Source organism: Pelagicoccus sp. SDUM812003 (genome assembly GCF_031127815.1).
Classification (GTDB): Bacteria; Verrucomicrobiota; Verrucomicrobiia; order Opitutales; family Opitutaceae; genus Pelagicoccus.
The window spans coordinates 337,250-351,692 of the sequence record NZ_JARXHY010000002.1 but is presented as its reverse complement, the minus strand read 5'-3'; the positions used below and the strand labels follow the sequence as shown (position 1 = coordinate 351,692).

Annotated in this window: 11 protein-coding genes; 10 read left to right on the top strand and 1 reads right to left on the bottom strand. The window is 57.9% G+C overall.

The window, feature by feature from the left end:
• Positions 1 to 221 precede the first annotated feature (221 nt).
• The 4 genes from QEH54_RS03705 to QEH54_RS03690 all read left to right on the top strand — a co-directional run bounded on the left by QEH54_RS03705 (position 222) and on the right by QEH54_RS03690 (position 4,684).
• Complete coding sequence (locus tag QEH54_RS03705; RefSeq protein ID WP_309017277.1) at positions 222 to 1,763, top strand: PAS domain S-box protein; 1,542 nt, start codon at positions 222 to 224, stop codon at positions 1,761 to 1,763.
• Positions 1,760 to 2,197: a response regulator gene (locus tag QEH54_RS03700; protein ID WP_309017276.1), complete on the top strand. Its 438-nt coding sequence runs from the start codon at positions 1,760 to 1,762 to the stop codon at positions 2,195 to 2,197. Before QEH54_RS03705 ends, QEH54_RS03700 begins: the two co-directional genes overlap by 4 nt.
• Before the next feature lie 2 nt (positions 2,198 to 2,199).
• The gene (locus QEH54_RS03695) at positions 2,200 to 4,164 is read left to right on the top strand and encodes a response regulator (protein ID WP_309017275.1); all 1,965 of its coding nucleotides are present in this window, start codon (positions 2,200 to 2,202) and stop codon (positions 4,162 to 4,164) included.
• Between the two features lie 109 nt (positions 4,165 to 4,273).
• Complete coding sequence (locus tag QEH54_RS03690; RefSeq protein WP_309017274.1) at positions 4,274 to 4,684, top strand: MerC domain-containing protein; 411 nt, start codon at positions 4,274 to 4,276, stop codon at positions 4,682 to 4,684.
• Between the two features lie 22 nt (positions 4,685 to 4,706).
• Here the strand turns inward: QEH54_RS03690 and QEH54_RS03685 are convergent, their stop codons facing one another.
• Entirely contained in the window at positions 4,707 to 5,132 is a 426-nt protein-coding gene (locus QEH54_RS03685; RefSeq protein WP_309017273.1) for a Fur family transcriptional regulator, read from the bottom strand.
• Positions 5,133 to 5,249: 117 nt separating this feature from the next.
• Here QEH54_RS03685 and QEH54_RS03680 point away from each other — a divergent pair, with 117 nt between their 5' ends.
• The 6 genes from QEH54_RS03680 to QEH54_RS03655 all read left to right on the top strand — a co-directional run bounded on the left by QEH54_RS03680 (position 5,250) and on the right by QEH54_RS03655 (position 14,430).
• Entirely contained in the window at positions 5,250 to 6,398 is a 1,149-nt protein-coding gene (locus QEH54_RS03680; protein ID WP_309017272.1) for a trypsin-like peptidase domain-containing protein, read from the top strand.
• 223 nt (positions 6,399 to 6,621) lie between these two features.
• On the top strand, positions 6,622 to 7,464 hold the full coding sequence (locus QEH54_RS03675) for a c-type cytochrome (RefSeq protein WP_309017271.1): 843 nt from the start codon (positions 6,622 to 6,624) through the stop codon (positions 7,462 to 7,464).
• A 10-nt stretch (positions 7,465 to 7,474) separates the two neighbouring features.
• Positions 7,475 to 9,283: a cytochrome c peroxidase gene (locus tag QEH54_RS03670; protein WP_309017270.1), complete on the top strand. Its 1,809-nt coding sequence runs from the start codon at positions 7,475 to 7,477 to the stop codon at positions 9,281 to 9,283.
• Positions 9,283 to 12,402, top strand: a complete 3,120-nt coding sequence (locus QEH54_RS03665) for a hypothetical protein (protein WP_309017269.1) — start codon at positions 9,283 to 9,285, stop codon at positions 12,400 to 12,402. Before QEH54_RS03670 ends, QEH54_RS03665 begins: the two co-directional genes overlap by 1 nt.
• A 137-nt stretch (positions 12,403 to 12,539) precedes the next feature.
• Positions 12,540 to 13,427 (top strand): formylglycine-generating enzyme family protein, encoded by an 888-nt coding sequence (locus QEH54_RS03660; protein WP_309017268.1) that lies wholly within the window; start codon positions 12,540 to 12,542, stop codon positions 13,425 to 13,427.
• A gap of 1 nt (position 13,428) precedes the next feature.
• Positions 13,429 to 14,430, top strand: coding sequence for an SUMF1/EgtB/PvdO family nonheme iron enzyme (locus tag QEH54_RS03655; protein WP_309017267.1), 1,002 nt, complete (start codon positions 13,429 to 13,431; stop codon positions 14,428 to 14,430).
• The last annotated feature ends 13 nt before the right edge of the window (positions 14,431 to 14,443 follow it).

The following is a 14,443-nucleotide window of genomic DNA, read 5'->3' as shown; positions in this document are numbered from 1 at the left end:
CGGGGGGCGCGCCGCTCCTGCCAGCGTCTCGAATGGCGTCAAGGCGATAGATAGGGCGAAACACGATACGTGATTCCGCTTGCGTGAAAGTCTGCTTCCGCTCCTTGACGCTGGGCGGGATGGGCAGTAGGCTGCCCGATTCGTAAACCGCATCAGTGGTCCTCGAGCTGCTGGGCCCGGCCCCGCGGCCCAGTTTCCCGAATCCAACGCCTTTTTCATCAATGCTCGATCCCGACGACAAGCAAAGTCCTGCGGCGTCACCGCCCAAGGACTTTCTGCAAGCGATTTTGGACACCGTGGTCGACGGCATCATCGCCATCGATCGCAAGGGGCGCATCATGTCCGTGAACCGGGCGGCGGAAAAGGTGTTTGGCTACCAGGCTAAGGAGCTGGTGGGGCGAAACGTGAGCGTTCTGATGCCCGAGCCGTATCACTCGGAGCATGACCAGTATCTGAAGAACTACCACGCCACCGGCAATGCCAAGGTGATGGGGGTGCCCGGGCGGGAGCTGCAGGCCAAGCGAAAGGATGGGTCGGTCTTTCCGATCGAGCTGGGGATCAGTTCCATGAAGATCGCGGAGGACGAGCTCTATGTGGGAATCGTGCGGGACATCACGGAGCGCAAGAAGGCGGAGCGCTTGACCGAGGAGCTGACGGGGGTGATGCACGCTGTCATCGATGGGTTGGTGACGATTGACAATCGCGGCTGCATCCAATCGTTCAATCCCGCGGCGGAGCGGATATTCGGATACCGTTCGGATGAGGTCTGCGGGAAAAACGTGAAGGTGCTCATGCCCGAGCCGTATCACTCCGAACACGACGGCTACCTCTCCAACTATCGCCATGGAGGGGAGCGAAAGATCATCGGCATCGGTCGCGAGGTGGCGGCTCGTCGCAAGGATGGCTCGGTCTTTCCCATGGATCTGGCGGTGAGCGAGATGGAGGTATCCGGCAAGCAGATGTTCGTGGGCATCATTCGAGACATCACGGATCGCAAGGAAGCGGAGCAGGAGCGTGTGCGCATGATCGAGTCGCTGCGCGTCAGCAACCGCGAGCTCGACGACTTCGCGTACATTGCCTCGCACGACCTGAAGGAGCCGCTGCGCGGTCTGACCAACAACGCGCGGTTCCTGGAGGAAGACTACGGCCAAAAGATCGAAGCGGACGGATCGAAGCGGCTCAGGAGGATGCGCTACCTCTGCGGACGCATGGAGGCGCTCATCAACGACCTTCTCTATTTCTCCCGGCTCGGTCGCCAGGATCTGGCCATCCAGAAGACGGACCTGAATCACATGGTTTCTGAGATTTGCATGATGATGGAGACGACGCTGGAGGAACAGCATGCGGAAGTGGTGGTAGCGGAGCGCTTGCCGCAAGTGGTATGCGATGGCGTGCGGGTGAAGGAGGTGTTTCGAAATCTGATCACCAACGCCATCAAGTACAACGACGCTCCGCGCAAGAAGGTGGAGATCGGGTTTCTGGATGAGATCGATGGGAAGCGAAACGTGTTTTACGTCAGGGATAATGGATACGGAATCGATCCGAGCTTTCACGAGGACATCTTTCGCATGTTCAAGCGACTGAACAATGAGGAGGACGAGTCCAAGGGCACGGGGGCGGGGCTGACCTTCGTCAAGAAGATCGTGCAGCGCCACAAGGGCGAGATCTGGTTGGAGTCAGCGTTGGGGCAGGGCAGCTGCTTCTACTTCACCCTGTGCGAAAGCGCCCAGGCTCGATCGAGTCGAGAGAGGAGCGAGAAGTGAATAAGCAGCGAAGTCTCAGACCGATCTTGTTGATCGAAGACAACTACGACGACTACGAAGCCACCGAGCGCAGCTTTCGACAGGCCAAGCTCATGAACCCCATCCATTGGTGCAAGAACGCTCGAGAAGGCCTGGATTTCCTGCAGCAGCGCAAGGACGGGCCACCGGAGGAGCTGCCCTGCATGATCCTGCTCGATCTGAACATGCCAGGCATGGACGGGCGAAGCGCCCTGAAGGAGATCAAGAAGGATCCGAAAGTCTGCAGCATTCCGGTGATCGTGCTGACCACTTCATCGAGCGAGCTGGACGTGGACTTCTGCTATCACGAGGGGGCCAGCACCTATATCCAGAAACCGGTGGAATTCGACAATCTGGTCAAGGCGGCGGTTCGCTTGCGGGACTACTGGTTTGGCGTGGCGCTTCTCCCAAATTGAAAATGACCTCGAAAAGCGAATACAAGATCCTCGTGCTGCTCAAAGAGCTTTCTCCCGACCAAATCAAGGAGATCGCGACGCAGTGGCGCTCCAAAGCGGCTTTTCGTTTCGAATTCGAAGCCTTCGAGCAGTGGGACGGTCACGGCATCGAATCGGATCCCCCGGACCTGGTTTTGCTCGATTTCTCGCTGTCCACGGACGAGATTCGATCAACCATCCTGCAGATCCAGCGGGCCAGGCCGAGCTTGCCGGCGCTGGTCATACCGAAGCAGCAGGGCCAGGAGTTGGAGAAACTGCTGAAGGCGGCGATTGAGAGCGAGGCTGGACAATCTCCACGCGGGAGCGGCCGGACCATCGACTTCGATCAAGAGCTTTCCCCGGGCGAAGCGGCTGCTCCGTCGAAGAAGGTGCTGCTGGTGGATGACAACGAAGACGATCGGGACGCCTTTGTCAGGGCGCTCAAAAAGGTAAGGGATTTTGAATACGAAGTCGAGGAGGCGGTCGATGGCGAATCGGCCCTAAAGGAGTTGGAGCATTCGAAGCCTGACTGCTTGCTGCTGGACTACTCGCTGCCGGGGCGCAATGGGCTGGAGGTGCTGACCGAGGTTCGGATGCGCTATCCCAATATCCCAGTGATCTTCCTGACGGGCTTGGGCAGTCAGGACGTAGCGGTGAAGGCGCTGCGCATGGGGGCGCAGGACTACATCAGCAAATCTTCGGTCAACGAAGAGATCCTGCATCAAGTGATTCTAAACGCCTGCCATCGCCAGGCCTTGATTCAGAAGGTGAACGAGCAGCGGGACACCTTGGAAGTGTTCACGCGGGCCTTGGCTCACGACCTGAAGGAACCGGTGCGTTCGATCCGTTCCTACATGGAGATCATCATGGGCAGTTCGGAGATCGGCGGCGAGAACCGAGAGCTGCTGGAGCGAACCGCCAGCACGGCGGAGCACATGTCTCGCTTGGTGGATATGGTGCATGACTACACTTGCATCGAGGAGGACGGCCTCAGCGAGAATAGGAGATCCTACGATGGAAATGACCTGGTGGATCAGGCCCTGAACAACCTGTCGAATCTGCTTGAGGAGATTCCCAACGAGATCGTGATCGAGGACCTGCCCTGGGTCGAAGCCAACCAGCCGCAAGCGGTCACGCTGTTTCAAAACCTGATCAGCAACGCCCTGAACTACAGCGACCGGGAGCTGGCGAGGGTCTCCATATCGGGAAGGCGCGAGGGCGAGTCTGTGGTTTTTCGCGTGCAAGACAATGGCCCCGGCATCCCTGAACGCTTCCAGGAAAGGGTGTTCCAGCCTTTCAAGCGCCTTTCCGACGGACATCGAAAGGGCTCCGGGTTGGGCTTGAGCATCTGCCGGAAGATCGTTTCGAAGAACGGAGGCGAAATCGGTTTCGAGGGAGGCAGGGCCGAAGGGGCTTGCGTATGGTTCTCCCTGCCAGCGGCCTCCAATCCGCGTGTGGAGCTCGAAGCCAAGCGTTCGTATCGCTCGAAGCCTCAAGGCCAACACGTCGAGCGCATCGCAAACGTGCTGCACGTGGAGGATAATCCAAACGATATCATGTTGACCCGTATGATGTTGCAGAAGCTTGATCAGTTGGAAATGAACATCCAGGCGGTCAACAATGGAGCGGAGGCCCTCGCATTGCTCGAGGACGAGAACCGCAGCGCCATCGACCTCATCCTTCTGGACATCAACATGCCGGTGATGGATGGGTTCGAGTTTCTCCAGTTGATGAAGCAGGATGAGCGTTTCGCCGGAATTCCGGTGATCATCTGCTCGACCTCCACCGATCCGCGGGACCGTTCCTCCGCTCGACGGCTGGGAGCGCAAGGATACATCCCAAAACCCATTCGACTCTCCAGCCTGGAGCCGACGCTCGAATCGATCAACAGCATCGAACTCTGCCGCAAGGACCAGCGAGTGCAGCTGCTCGCCCGCCAAGGAGCCTAGAACCTCGAACCCGCTTCGCAGCAGGGAGTCTTGCTCTAAACGCAAATTTATAGCGATATTACATGCAAATGCCTTGCATTACCCCGCGGTTTCATTCTTGCATGGGAAAATGCGTGAGAGCGAGGAGATCGGAGACAACAAGACGTGGGACCTGCTGGGGATCTCGCTGTCGGTGCTGTGCGCCATTCACTGCCTCTCGGTGCCGCTTCTGATTGGAATCCTGCCTTTGATCGGATTGGATTTCGTGGCTGATCACGAATTCGAATGGGTGATGATGGGCATCATCTTTCTGGTCGCCACCTGGGGCTACTGGCGCGGCTACCTTCGCCATCGCCGCAAGCAGATCTTTTGGTTCCTGCTTCTAGGCGTGGCCATTTTCGCCTGCGTGCGTCCGTTCCTGAGCGAGGAGTTTCACCCGGTAGCGACGCTAGCGGGTGGGCTGGTTTTCGTGATGGGTCATTGGAAGAACTGGCATTGGCATCGGCCGAGCTGTCGTCGGTCTTGCTGCTCGCACGGCTAGGGAGCGGGCCCGTTTCACTCGCCTAGCGGCAATCGTCGCAGACGCCGTAGAGCTCGAGCACGTGGGTGACTTCGGTGAAGCCGAGCTTGGTGGCCAAGGTTTCCAGCTTTTCGATCTCGCAGTGGTCGAGCCGCTCGGCTCGGTGGCACTTGCGACAGATGATGTGGTGATGGTGGTGTTCGGAGCGATTGAGCTCGAAAAGCGACTTTCCGGACTCGGTTAGGATGCGAGTGGCGATTCCTGCCGTTTCGAAGGTTTCGAGATTGCGATAAACGGTGACCAGATCGTAGTCGCTGGAGCCCAATCGATCGTGCGCCTCCTCGGCGCTCAGGGGCCGCTCGCTATCGACGAGCAGGCGCAGGAGGGCCTTTCGTGGCTCGGTGATGCGGTAGCGCTCGCGCTTCAGCGAGGAGATCGCGGCGTCGAAGTGTTCGTTTTCGCAGCTCATGAAAACGAACAGTCTAGGTCGCCGCAGGGCTGCGACAATCTCTTTTTGATTTCCGTGTTCGGGCTTTCCTTGCTCCCGCGAAGATCTGCTCTAGACAGAAGACAGTCACTCCCAACCATGTCGAATTCCAGCAAACCCTACCGCTTCGTCTTTCCCTTCCTGCTTTTCGCGATCTGCGTCTTTCTCGTCACCTACGTGGCCAACTACCTCTTCGAAGAGACTCATCAGGGGACGCGCGATGGCGCTCGAAGCGGCGGACCCACGGATCAGACGTTCTTGCCGGGCGAACGCAATACCATCGAGGTTTTTCAGAAAGCGTCCCCAGCCGTTGTATTCGTCCATAACATACAGAATCAGTTCGACATCCGCACCTGGACCGTGTCGGAGATTCCCCAAAATACCGGTTCCGGTTTTCTCTGGGATGCTCGCGGACACATCGTGACCAACTACCACGTGGTGCAGCAGGCGGATCGCATCGCGGTTACGCTGATCGACGGCAACACCTACGAGGCGGTCAAGGTCGGGGTGGAGCCCAGCAAGGATTTGGCTGTGTTGAAAATCGATCTGGTGGAAACCAACGTCACTCCGCTGGGCGAGCTGGTGGCGGATTCCTCCAAGATATTGGTTGGACAGAAGAGCATCGCCATCGGCAATCCGTTCGGCCTCGACCATACGCTGACCGTGGGCACGATTTCCGCTCTAGGGCGAAGCATGACCTCGATCGTGAAAAACGTGACCATTCGCGATATGATCCAGACCGACGCGGCGATCAATCCCGGTAATTCCGGCGGTCCGCTGCTCGATAGCAAAGGTCGTCTCATCGGAATGAATACGCTGATCCTGCGCGACTCCACCGGTATCGGCTTCGCCGTCCCGTCCAACACCATCAAGCGCATCGTGGGGCAGATCATAGAATTCGGACGACCGATCCGTTCTGGAATTGGGGTGACCGTCTTTAGCGACCAGAGCTTCGCCGGGCTCGCTAGCAGGTTGGGCATCGAGGGAGTGCTCCTGCGCGAGGTCCTGCCGGGATCCCCCGCTGAAAAGGCGGGGCTTCAGGGAACGACGCGCGACCGTATGGGAAGAATTGTATTGGGAGATGTACTACAGGGCGTCAATGGCGCCCCGATTCGCAACGTGGACGATCTCTATCACGCCTTCGACCTGAAAAAGGCGGGCGAGCAGGTGGAGATCGTTTTCTACCGGCAAGGAAAGCAGTATTCGGTGACGACCCAGATCCAGGAAATCGATAGCGGAGTGGAGTAGGGGCTCGCCCATCTCTAAGCAGTCCATCGGAAACAACGCGTTCGCCACCATTCCCAAGCGGGCCGATTGGACTAGGATTCAGCCGGAACGATGGGCGTAATAAGTAGCTGTTTTCCAGTGGATTAGGCGGTTTTATCGCAATTGCGATCCACCCCGGTATAACGGCAGCTTACCCCACGGAAATTGACGAAAAGGGTTCCTTATACGCTTTTGGGCCCTGCGTATGCCCGCGTATCCCCAAACCTCCCTTTTACGTTGTTGCGGTGGCAAGCTCCTCAAAAGTCGCCTGCTTCTGCTCCTCATCCCTGGCGTGCTTGCTGTCGCGGTAGGCACGCTCTACGCGATTCGGCGGCCTGAGGTCACGCCAGCCATTCGCGGCAAGCAGCTGGCTCATGAGATGGGCTGCTTCGCGTGTCACGGCCCCGATGGAGTGAACGGCATTCCCGATCCGATCTCCCCTGCCGGTCGCATGCCGGGCTGGGAAAAAGGCACCGCGGTCATGTACGTAGATAACGAGCAGGAGATCCGCGAATGGATCCTGTATGGAAAACCTCATGACGAGCAGCACCCACCGATCGAGGGCCTGCGAGCGGAGAACATCGAGCCGATGCCGGCCTACGAGGGCCTGGTTTCGGAGCGGGAGCTTGACGATCTGGTGGCCTATTTCGTGGCGGTAGCGGAGTTTTTTCCCAACATGCCGGACGAGGCTTACGAAGGCAGCGTCGTGGCTCGCGAGTTCGGCTGCTTCGGCTGCCATGGCCCTTCTGGCATGGGCGGCATGCCAAACCCTAAGAGTTTCACCGGCATCATCCCAGCTTGGGATGGAGAGGACTTCAAGGAACTGGTGAAAGACGATGACGAGCTGCGCGAGTGGATTCTCAAGGGTACTAGCTCCCGTCTGATGGAGCACCCGGTTGGTCGCTATTTTCTCGAACGCCAAGTCATCCAGATGCCTGGCTACCGCAAGCAGATGACAGACGAGGAGCTGGAAAAGCTAATCATCTACATCAAGTGGCTACGCGGACACGAGGCCAAGGACAAGGAAGCGGAGAACCCCATTGCATAGGAGCTTGTATATGTGTCGCGAATACAAAATTCTGTTTCTCTTCGTTGGCTTTTTGCTCTCGCTGGGCGGTGCGATAGACGCTTTCTCCAGCGACGAAACCGCTCCTTGGCTGGAGGAGAGCTACCACTCGCCGCTCGCTCTGTCGCTCTCGCAGAAGAGAGGCGAGCTGTATGTGATAAACAATACCAGTAGCAGCCTCTCTGTCATCGACCTAGAGACCCAGAGCGTGACTCGTGAATTAGCGCTGGGAAGTTTCCCTGCGGACGCGGTTCTGTCAAAGGACGAGTCGAAGCTCTATGTCAGCTGCCTGTACGACTACTGTATCCAAGTCGTGGATCTGGACAGTTTGACGGTGGTCGACTCTGTCAAGGTCGGATACGAGCCCTATGGTCTGACGCTCTCTCAGGATGGCGAGCGACTCTATGTCGCGAACATGATTTCCAACACGGTGACAGGTCTGGCCACTCGGGATCTGAGCAAGCTTTTCGAAACCAGCGTGGCTCGAGCTCCTCGCTTTATCACGGAGCTGCCGAGCAAGGGGCTGATCGCCGTCACCAACGGCATGGCTCGCGAGCTCAGCTTGATCGACGCCCATACAGGGCAGCTGCGCGAGTCACGCCATATGCTGCGCTCATCGCTGACAAAGGGTATCGAGAAAACTGATACGGAGGAGTATTTGATCGCCGCCGGAATCATCGCCCACGACGAGATGATCACCATGCAAATCGAGCGAGGATGGATCAACTCCAATGGCGTCTACGTCATGAAGGTGGATCAGCCGGGCCATTGCGTGGTGGTGCCGCTGGATAGCTTGATCAATGGAGCGGCGAATCCTTGGGACGTGCTCATCTCTCCAGATCAGAAGCGCCTGTACGTTACGCTCTCCGGCGTGCATGAGGTCGCCTTCGTCGATCTTCCCAAGCTATTGAATCTGGTCGCTTCCACCAAGGCCGACGCGGTGGTTCGTCTCTCGCAGGACGTGGAGGTCTTCGATCGCTTGGCTCTGGGAAAACGAGTCCAAACCGGTGGGAACGGTCCGCGTGGCATGGCTCTCGACGCCCGGCGCGGTACCCTCTACGTAGCTAACTACTTTACCAACGACATATCAGCGATGAACGCTGAAGATGGCGAACTGCAAGCGGTGATCGCTCTAGGCGAGGAGAAGAAGATGACGCTTTGGCGCCGTGGAGAGCTGCTCTTCAACGACGCCCGCATTTGCCAGCAAAACTACTACAGCTGCGCTAGCTGCCATCAGGAGGACGCCACAACGGATGGTTTGAACTGGGACTTGATCAACGATGGTCGGGGCAATCCCAAGAACGCCAAGTCGCTGCATGACGCCATGGATACGCCGCCGGTCATGTGGTCAGGCGTGCGTGCCAACATGTATGCGGGAGTAGCTGCGGGGCAACGGTTCCTGGGATTCATCCCTACGGAAGAGAATCACGAAGCCCTTATGGAGTACATCGGTCACCCACGCCGCGCTCCGAATCCCTACCTCAACGAGGACGTCGCCGCGTTGGAAAGGGGAAAGGAAATCTTCTATCGTTCTCGCTGCCATGTCTGCCATGTGCCGCCTACCTTTTCCGATATGCGCAAGCATGACCTCGGTCTGAAAGCCTCCTTCGAGCTGCGGTCCCGTTTCTACACTCCCTCGCTGCGCGAGTCCTATCGCACTGGCCCGTATTTGCATCATGGATTCGCCGAGACTTACGAAGAGATCTTTCGCAAGTACAACCCTGACGACAAGCATGGCCTGACCAGTGGACTGTCGGACGCCGAACTCCAAGACCTGATCATTTACCTCAAATCCTTGTAATGACGCTCCGGAACAAAGGCACTTATCTACTCAAACTCGGGATCCCACTCGCTCTCGGCGCCTATACTTTGGGACTGGAAGTGGGGACGTTCCCTGCAAGCAATGCCCCCGCTCGAATCCCGCAGATGGAAGACGCGGACGTCGGCGAGAGCTCGAATCCCTCGCTCTTCGGATTGCTCACCAGCGAGGTCTGGTCCTATGGGCGAGAGTTTGCGCGGCGCAATCTGCAACCGGTGGGAAATCCCAATCCGAACCCCGAGCCGCAGCCACGCAGAGACCATCCTTCCGACGTGGCCCTCAGTCAGGATGGCAGCAAGGCTTATCTGACCTTGCAAGGATCTGAATACGAGCCCGGCAGCGAAATCGCTGTGGTCGACATCGCCCAGCGCCGAGTGATCAAACGCATCCCGATTCAAGGCCCTTCGACCCAGGATGCCGCTTCTTCGCCGATCCGTCTGATCGAGCATCCGGACGAGCGTTACCTGCTGGTTGTAAACCGCTTTTCGAATTTCGCCGCGGTGTTGGATACGCAGAGCGATCGCTTCGTGGACGAGATCGCCTTGGACTACTATTGCCAAGATGGTTCCTTCTCCAAAGACGGTGAGACTTTGTATCTAGCGAATCGATACTTGGATCAGGTCTTCCTAGTGGATGCCAAAGCCAGCGCCTCCGACATCGAAGCCAGGATGCGAGTGCTGGGTGGGCTCGATGATAAGGCATTCTTCTCCGAATCTGAAATGGGACCCTCCATCCATGGCATCCTCAATCAGAGCTGCGCCACCACCGGCTGTCACGACGCCATGCGCGGCGGTTTCTACGCCGGCCCGGATCAGATGAAGAGCTTTCTCTCTGCTCTTGAGCATATCGTGCCGGGGGATGCCAAGCAAAGTCGATTGCTCACCGCAGCCTTGCCTGGCCGAGTAGGGGGCTACGCTGACATGACGCCCAAGTATCAAAGCCACGCTTTGGGCACGGTCGTTTTTCCGGAACCGGAAACGGATGAGCGATTGAAGCAGCTTACCGAATGGATCGATGCAGGAGGCACCGGTCCTGGCATACCTGTGGGCAACCAACGTAGCAAGCCGGTCGCTACCGCCTTGAGCGACGACGAGCGCTACCTCTTCGTGGGCAACACGGGTACGCAGGATATTTCCATCGTGGATACAGCGAGCCAACAGGAAGTCGGCGCCATCTACCTGCAGAACGCGGTGAACGACCTGGCGGTTTATCACAGCGACGAGACAGGGCGCGACTACTTGATCGTCTCTACCATGGGCATCGGATTTGGAGTGACCAAGGAGCGCGACCCATTTGGCGGCGAGTCTTGGGATCCCGAGAATCCAGCGGCTCAATACACAGTATGGCGCGACCCCAGCACCGGCTTGCCGTTGCCGCGCGAACAGCAGGAGATCCTAGGGCCGTTTGACGCGGTCGATGGCACCTTGGAGATCAAGTTCCGCGATATCCAAAACGATATCGTGTTCATCGACATCTCCGCTTTGGACATTCCCGAAGCCGACAGCCAGGAAGGTCTTCGACATATCCTGAAGGTCAACAAGTACGAAGCCCATCGCGCTTGGGTTCGCTACACATCGGACTCCGCGGAGTCGACCTATGGCGACATCAAAGGCGATATTCCTCCCGCTCTGATGCGCGTGGTCGGAGCGTTTCCCGATCGTCTCGCTATCGATGGCGATCGGCTCTTCGTGAGCATGCAAGGCAGCAACCAAGTGCAGCAATGGCGCATCAATCCCACCGCTAGCGACCCTATCGACTACCTGGTGCCGGAAGCTGTCTATCCAACTGGTTTCATGCCCAAGGGCATCAAGGAAGGCAAAGCGGGAACCGTATCGGAAAACAAACTACTCACCGCGAACTTCCTCGGAGGCTCGCTCAGTCTGATCGATCGCGAGAGCGGAAGCTCCTACGAGATTCCGGTGGATCCCTCGCTCCTGCGCTTGCCGGTGCCCGCCACCAATGCTGAGCGAGGCGAGATCATGGCCCATACCTCCTTCTATTCCTCAGATGGCGATACTTCCTGCCTGCACTGTCATACTCGGGACATGAGCGATGGTCGAAGCTGGGGCGTGAGCCAGGTTCTCGGTCAGGAGTTTTTGGACGCGGAAGCTCAAAGCGGTCCGATTATGATCGGCGGGGCTATGAACGTGCCGCAGATGCGAGGCCTTTTCGCCATTCAGCCCTTCTTCTTCGAAGGAGTGATTTCTGGATACGAACCGCGCTCCATGATGTTGGAGCACTGTCCCTCGGATGATTTCCGAGCTCTCTCGCCACAAGGAGATTTCACTAAAGTCGCTGCCCACTACACGATGAGCGGTCAGGACGATATCCAGTCCAAGATGGATACGACCACCGCCTATGAAGTGGACCTGGAAGAGCGTCGCGACGAGATGTTTCGCACGCTGTCGCGACAGCAGTTTGGCAAGTCGTTCAACCTGCGCGACTTCCAGCGATTTATCGGCGAGTGGCAAATGCACGAGCCACGTCTACTGCCCAATCCCTACGATCATCAGCATCCATCGATCAAACGCGGCCAGCTCGTATTCGAGGACCCGCAGGTGGGCTGCGTCTCTTGTCATCCCGCCCCCAGTTTCGCCAAAAAGGACTTTCCAAACAATCCGCAACAAGCGATTCCACCCGTAACCATGTTCACGGTGCGAGACGGATCCTTCACTCTGCTCAGCAAGAATCGAGAGGACTACAACAATGGGAAGCGCCGCGATCTGGAGCCATGGGACCAAGGGCGCATGGAGGCCAAGCAAGGCCACCTGACCACCTTCCCGTTGCGTGGCATCTGGGATCGTCCAGCCTCCTTCCTGCACAACGGCCTCGCTCGCAACCTGCGAGAGGTTTCCCTAACGCCAGGACATCCCGCTCTCGGCACCTTCAAGTACGAACCTCTTTTCGGCGGGTATCCAGAACGTCCCGACAAAAAGGAGGTAGGCTTCAATATGACATTCCTCTTCGCTACGGCGGAGGATCGCGTGAAGATGCACCTCATCTCGGAGAGTCGTCTCGGATTCGATACTCATGGCGGCACCTCCCACCTCACGCGTCAGGAGATCGATGACCTGGTTAACTTTATGAATTCTATCGAATGATGCCTAGCGTATCCAAAATTTCCAGTATAGCGCTTAGCCTCGTTTCTCTTTTGGCGTTTCACGGCTGCGGAGAGGGGACGAGCTCGAGCTCACACCAAGCGGGCGCCGTTATCGTGCATGAGAAGGATGGGTCCGAAATGGTCGTTGTCCCGGCGAGCCAGTTTCTCATGGGAAACGAGACGACACATCCGGATCTGGACAAGATGATCGAAGGCAAGCCCCTGCGCCCCTATCACGTCCTGCTCGCACGGGCTCAGAGCGCCTGGCGCCTAGACGACGAGAAGCCGATCCATCAGGTGGAGCTGAAGGCTTATGCCATCGATAAATACGAGGTGACCAACGCTCAGTATCGAAAATTCTTGGACTGGGTGACGGAATACGGCGACGATACAGTGCGTCATCCTGAACAGCCTGCTGGAAAGGACCATACTCCGCGGTATTGGAAAGACTACAATCCGCTGCTAGGAGACGCGGCCACCGCAGCCTTGGTTCCGTTTTCCAACCAGACCTTTCTTGCCGATGATATGCCGGTGGTCGGTGTGGATTGGTACGATGCCTACGCATATGCCAAGTGGGCCGGCAAACGCTTGCCGACTGAAGCGGAGTGGGAATTCGCGGCTCGCGGCACGGACCAGCGACTCTGGCCCTGGGGCAACGAATGGAAGTGGGGCCTGTGCAATATCGGTGGCGACATGAAAGGGACCGACTACCGGGTGCAGGGAGTGGATCGCGATGGATACATCTACCCGGCTCCAGTTGGCAGTTTCTCGGGAAGCGACAGTCCTTTCGGCTGTTCGGACATGGCAGGCAACGTGGCGGAATGGTGTGCCGACTGGTATGGCGCGGACTACTACCCGCAGAGCGCCGCTCGCTCCCCCAGCGGCCCTCAGTCAGGGAAGAGCAGGGTGGTCAGAGGCGGAAGCTCGCAGAGCATCCCCAGCGAGACCCGCTGCGCCGATCGCAGTTGCAGTGAACCCGATTTCAGAAAATTCACGCTCGGCTTCCGTTGCGTCAAGGATTTGTAATATGAAGCGACTACAGACACTAGCCATTTCGATTTTAGCTACTTGTGGAGCCTCGCTCTGCTTCGCTTCCGATTCCGAAATGATCTTCATCCCCGCTGGCGAGTTTCAAATGGGCGCTGATGACGGCTATTACGACGAGGCTCCGGCCCACCGTGTGAGTCTCTCCGCGTATTGGATCGACAAATACGAGGTGAACAATCGCCAGTTTGCCGCCTACGTGCGGGAGAGAGAGCTCTACGAGCAGCTCGAAGGGGCTTGGCATCGACACAGCGTAGAGGGCTCTCTGGATATGATTCGCTATTTCGAAGCCAAAGCCCCAGAAACCATGGGAGAGCGATGCAAGCGCAAGGCGCTTTCGGCCCGCTTCGCTTTGGCGGAGATGCTCGAGCTGCCGCTTGCTGAGGTCGAAGGAAAGTCAGCCGACCAGCTCGCTAGCCTCCCCGGAATCTCCGAATCTTTGGTCGAGCAAGCGAATCTGCCTGCCCGTGGCATGAGCTGGCGAGATGCTCGTGGCTACGCTCTGGCCCAAGGAAAGCGTCTTCCGACTGAAGCGGAGTGGGAGCGCGCGGCGAGAGGTTTAAAGGCCTTGCGCTATCCCTGGGGAGACGAGTGGCGGCCGCTTGCGTTTTCCTCGGTGAAGCCGGTCGACCACGAGACACTCAGCCCAAGCCCCAGCGGCTGTGTGGGCATGGCAGGCAACGTGTGGGAGTGGGTAGAGGACTGGTATGGAGAATCCTACTACAGCCAAGAAACTAACTTTCAAGATCCCACTGGTCCGGAAGGGCTGGCGAACGGCGAGCTTCCTGGGCCCTACAGTCCCGTTGCCTTGCTGCGTTCCGGCGATCAAGGACGAGAGGACGATACGCGAAAGGTCATCCGCGGAGGCGGATTTGGCGGAAACGAATCGCAAGCTCGCTTCAATTTCAGGTGCTCACGGCGCCTTTGGTGCAACCCGAACTACTGGCATGCGGATATCGGTTTCCGCTGTGTGAAAGACAACTAATTCCCCCCCTACT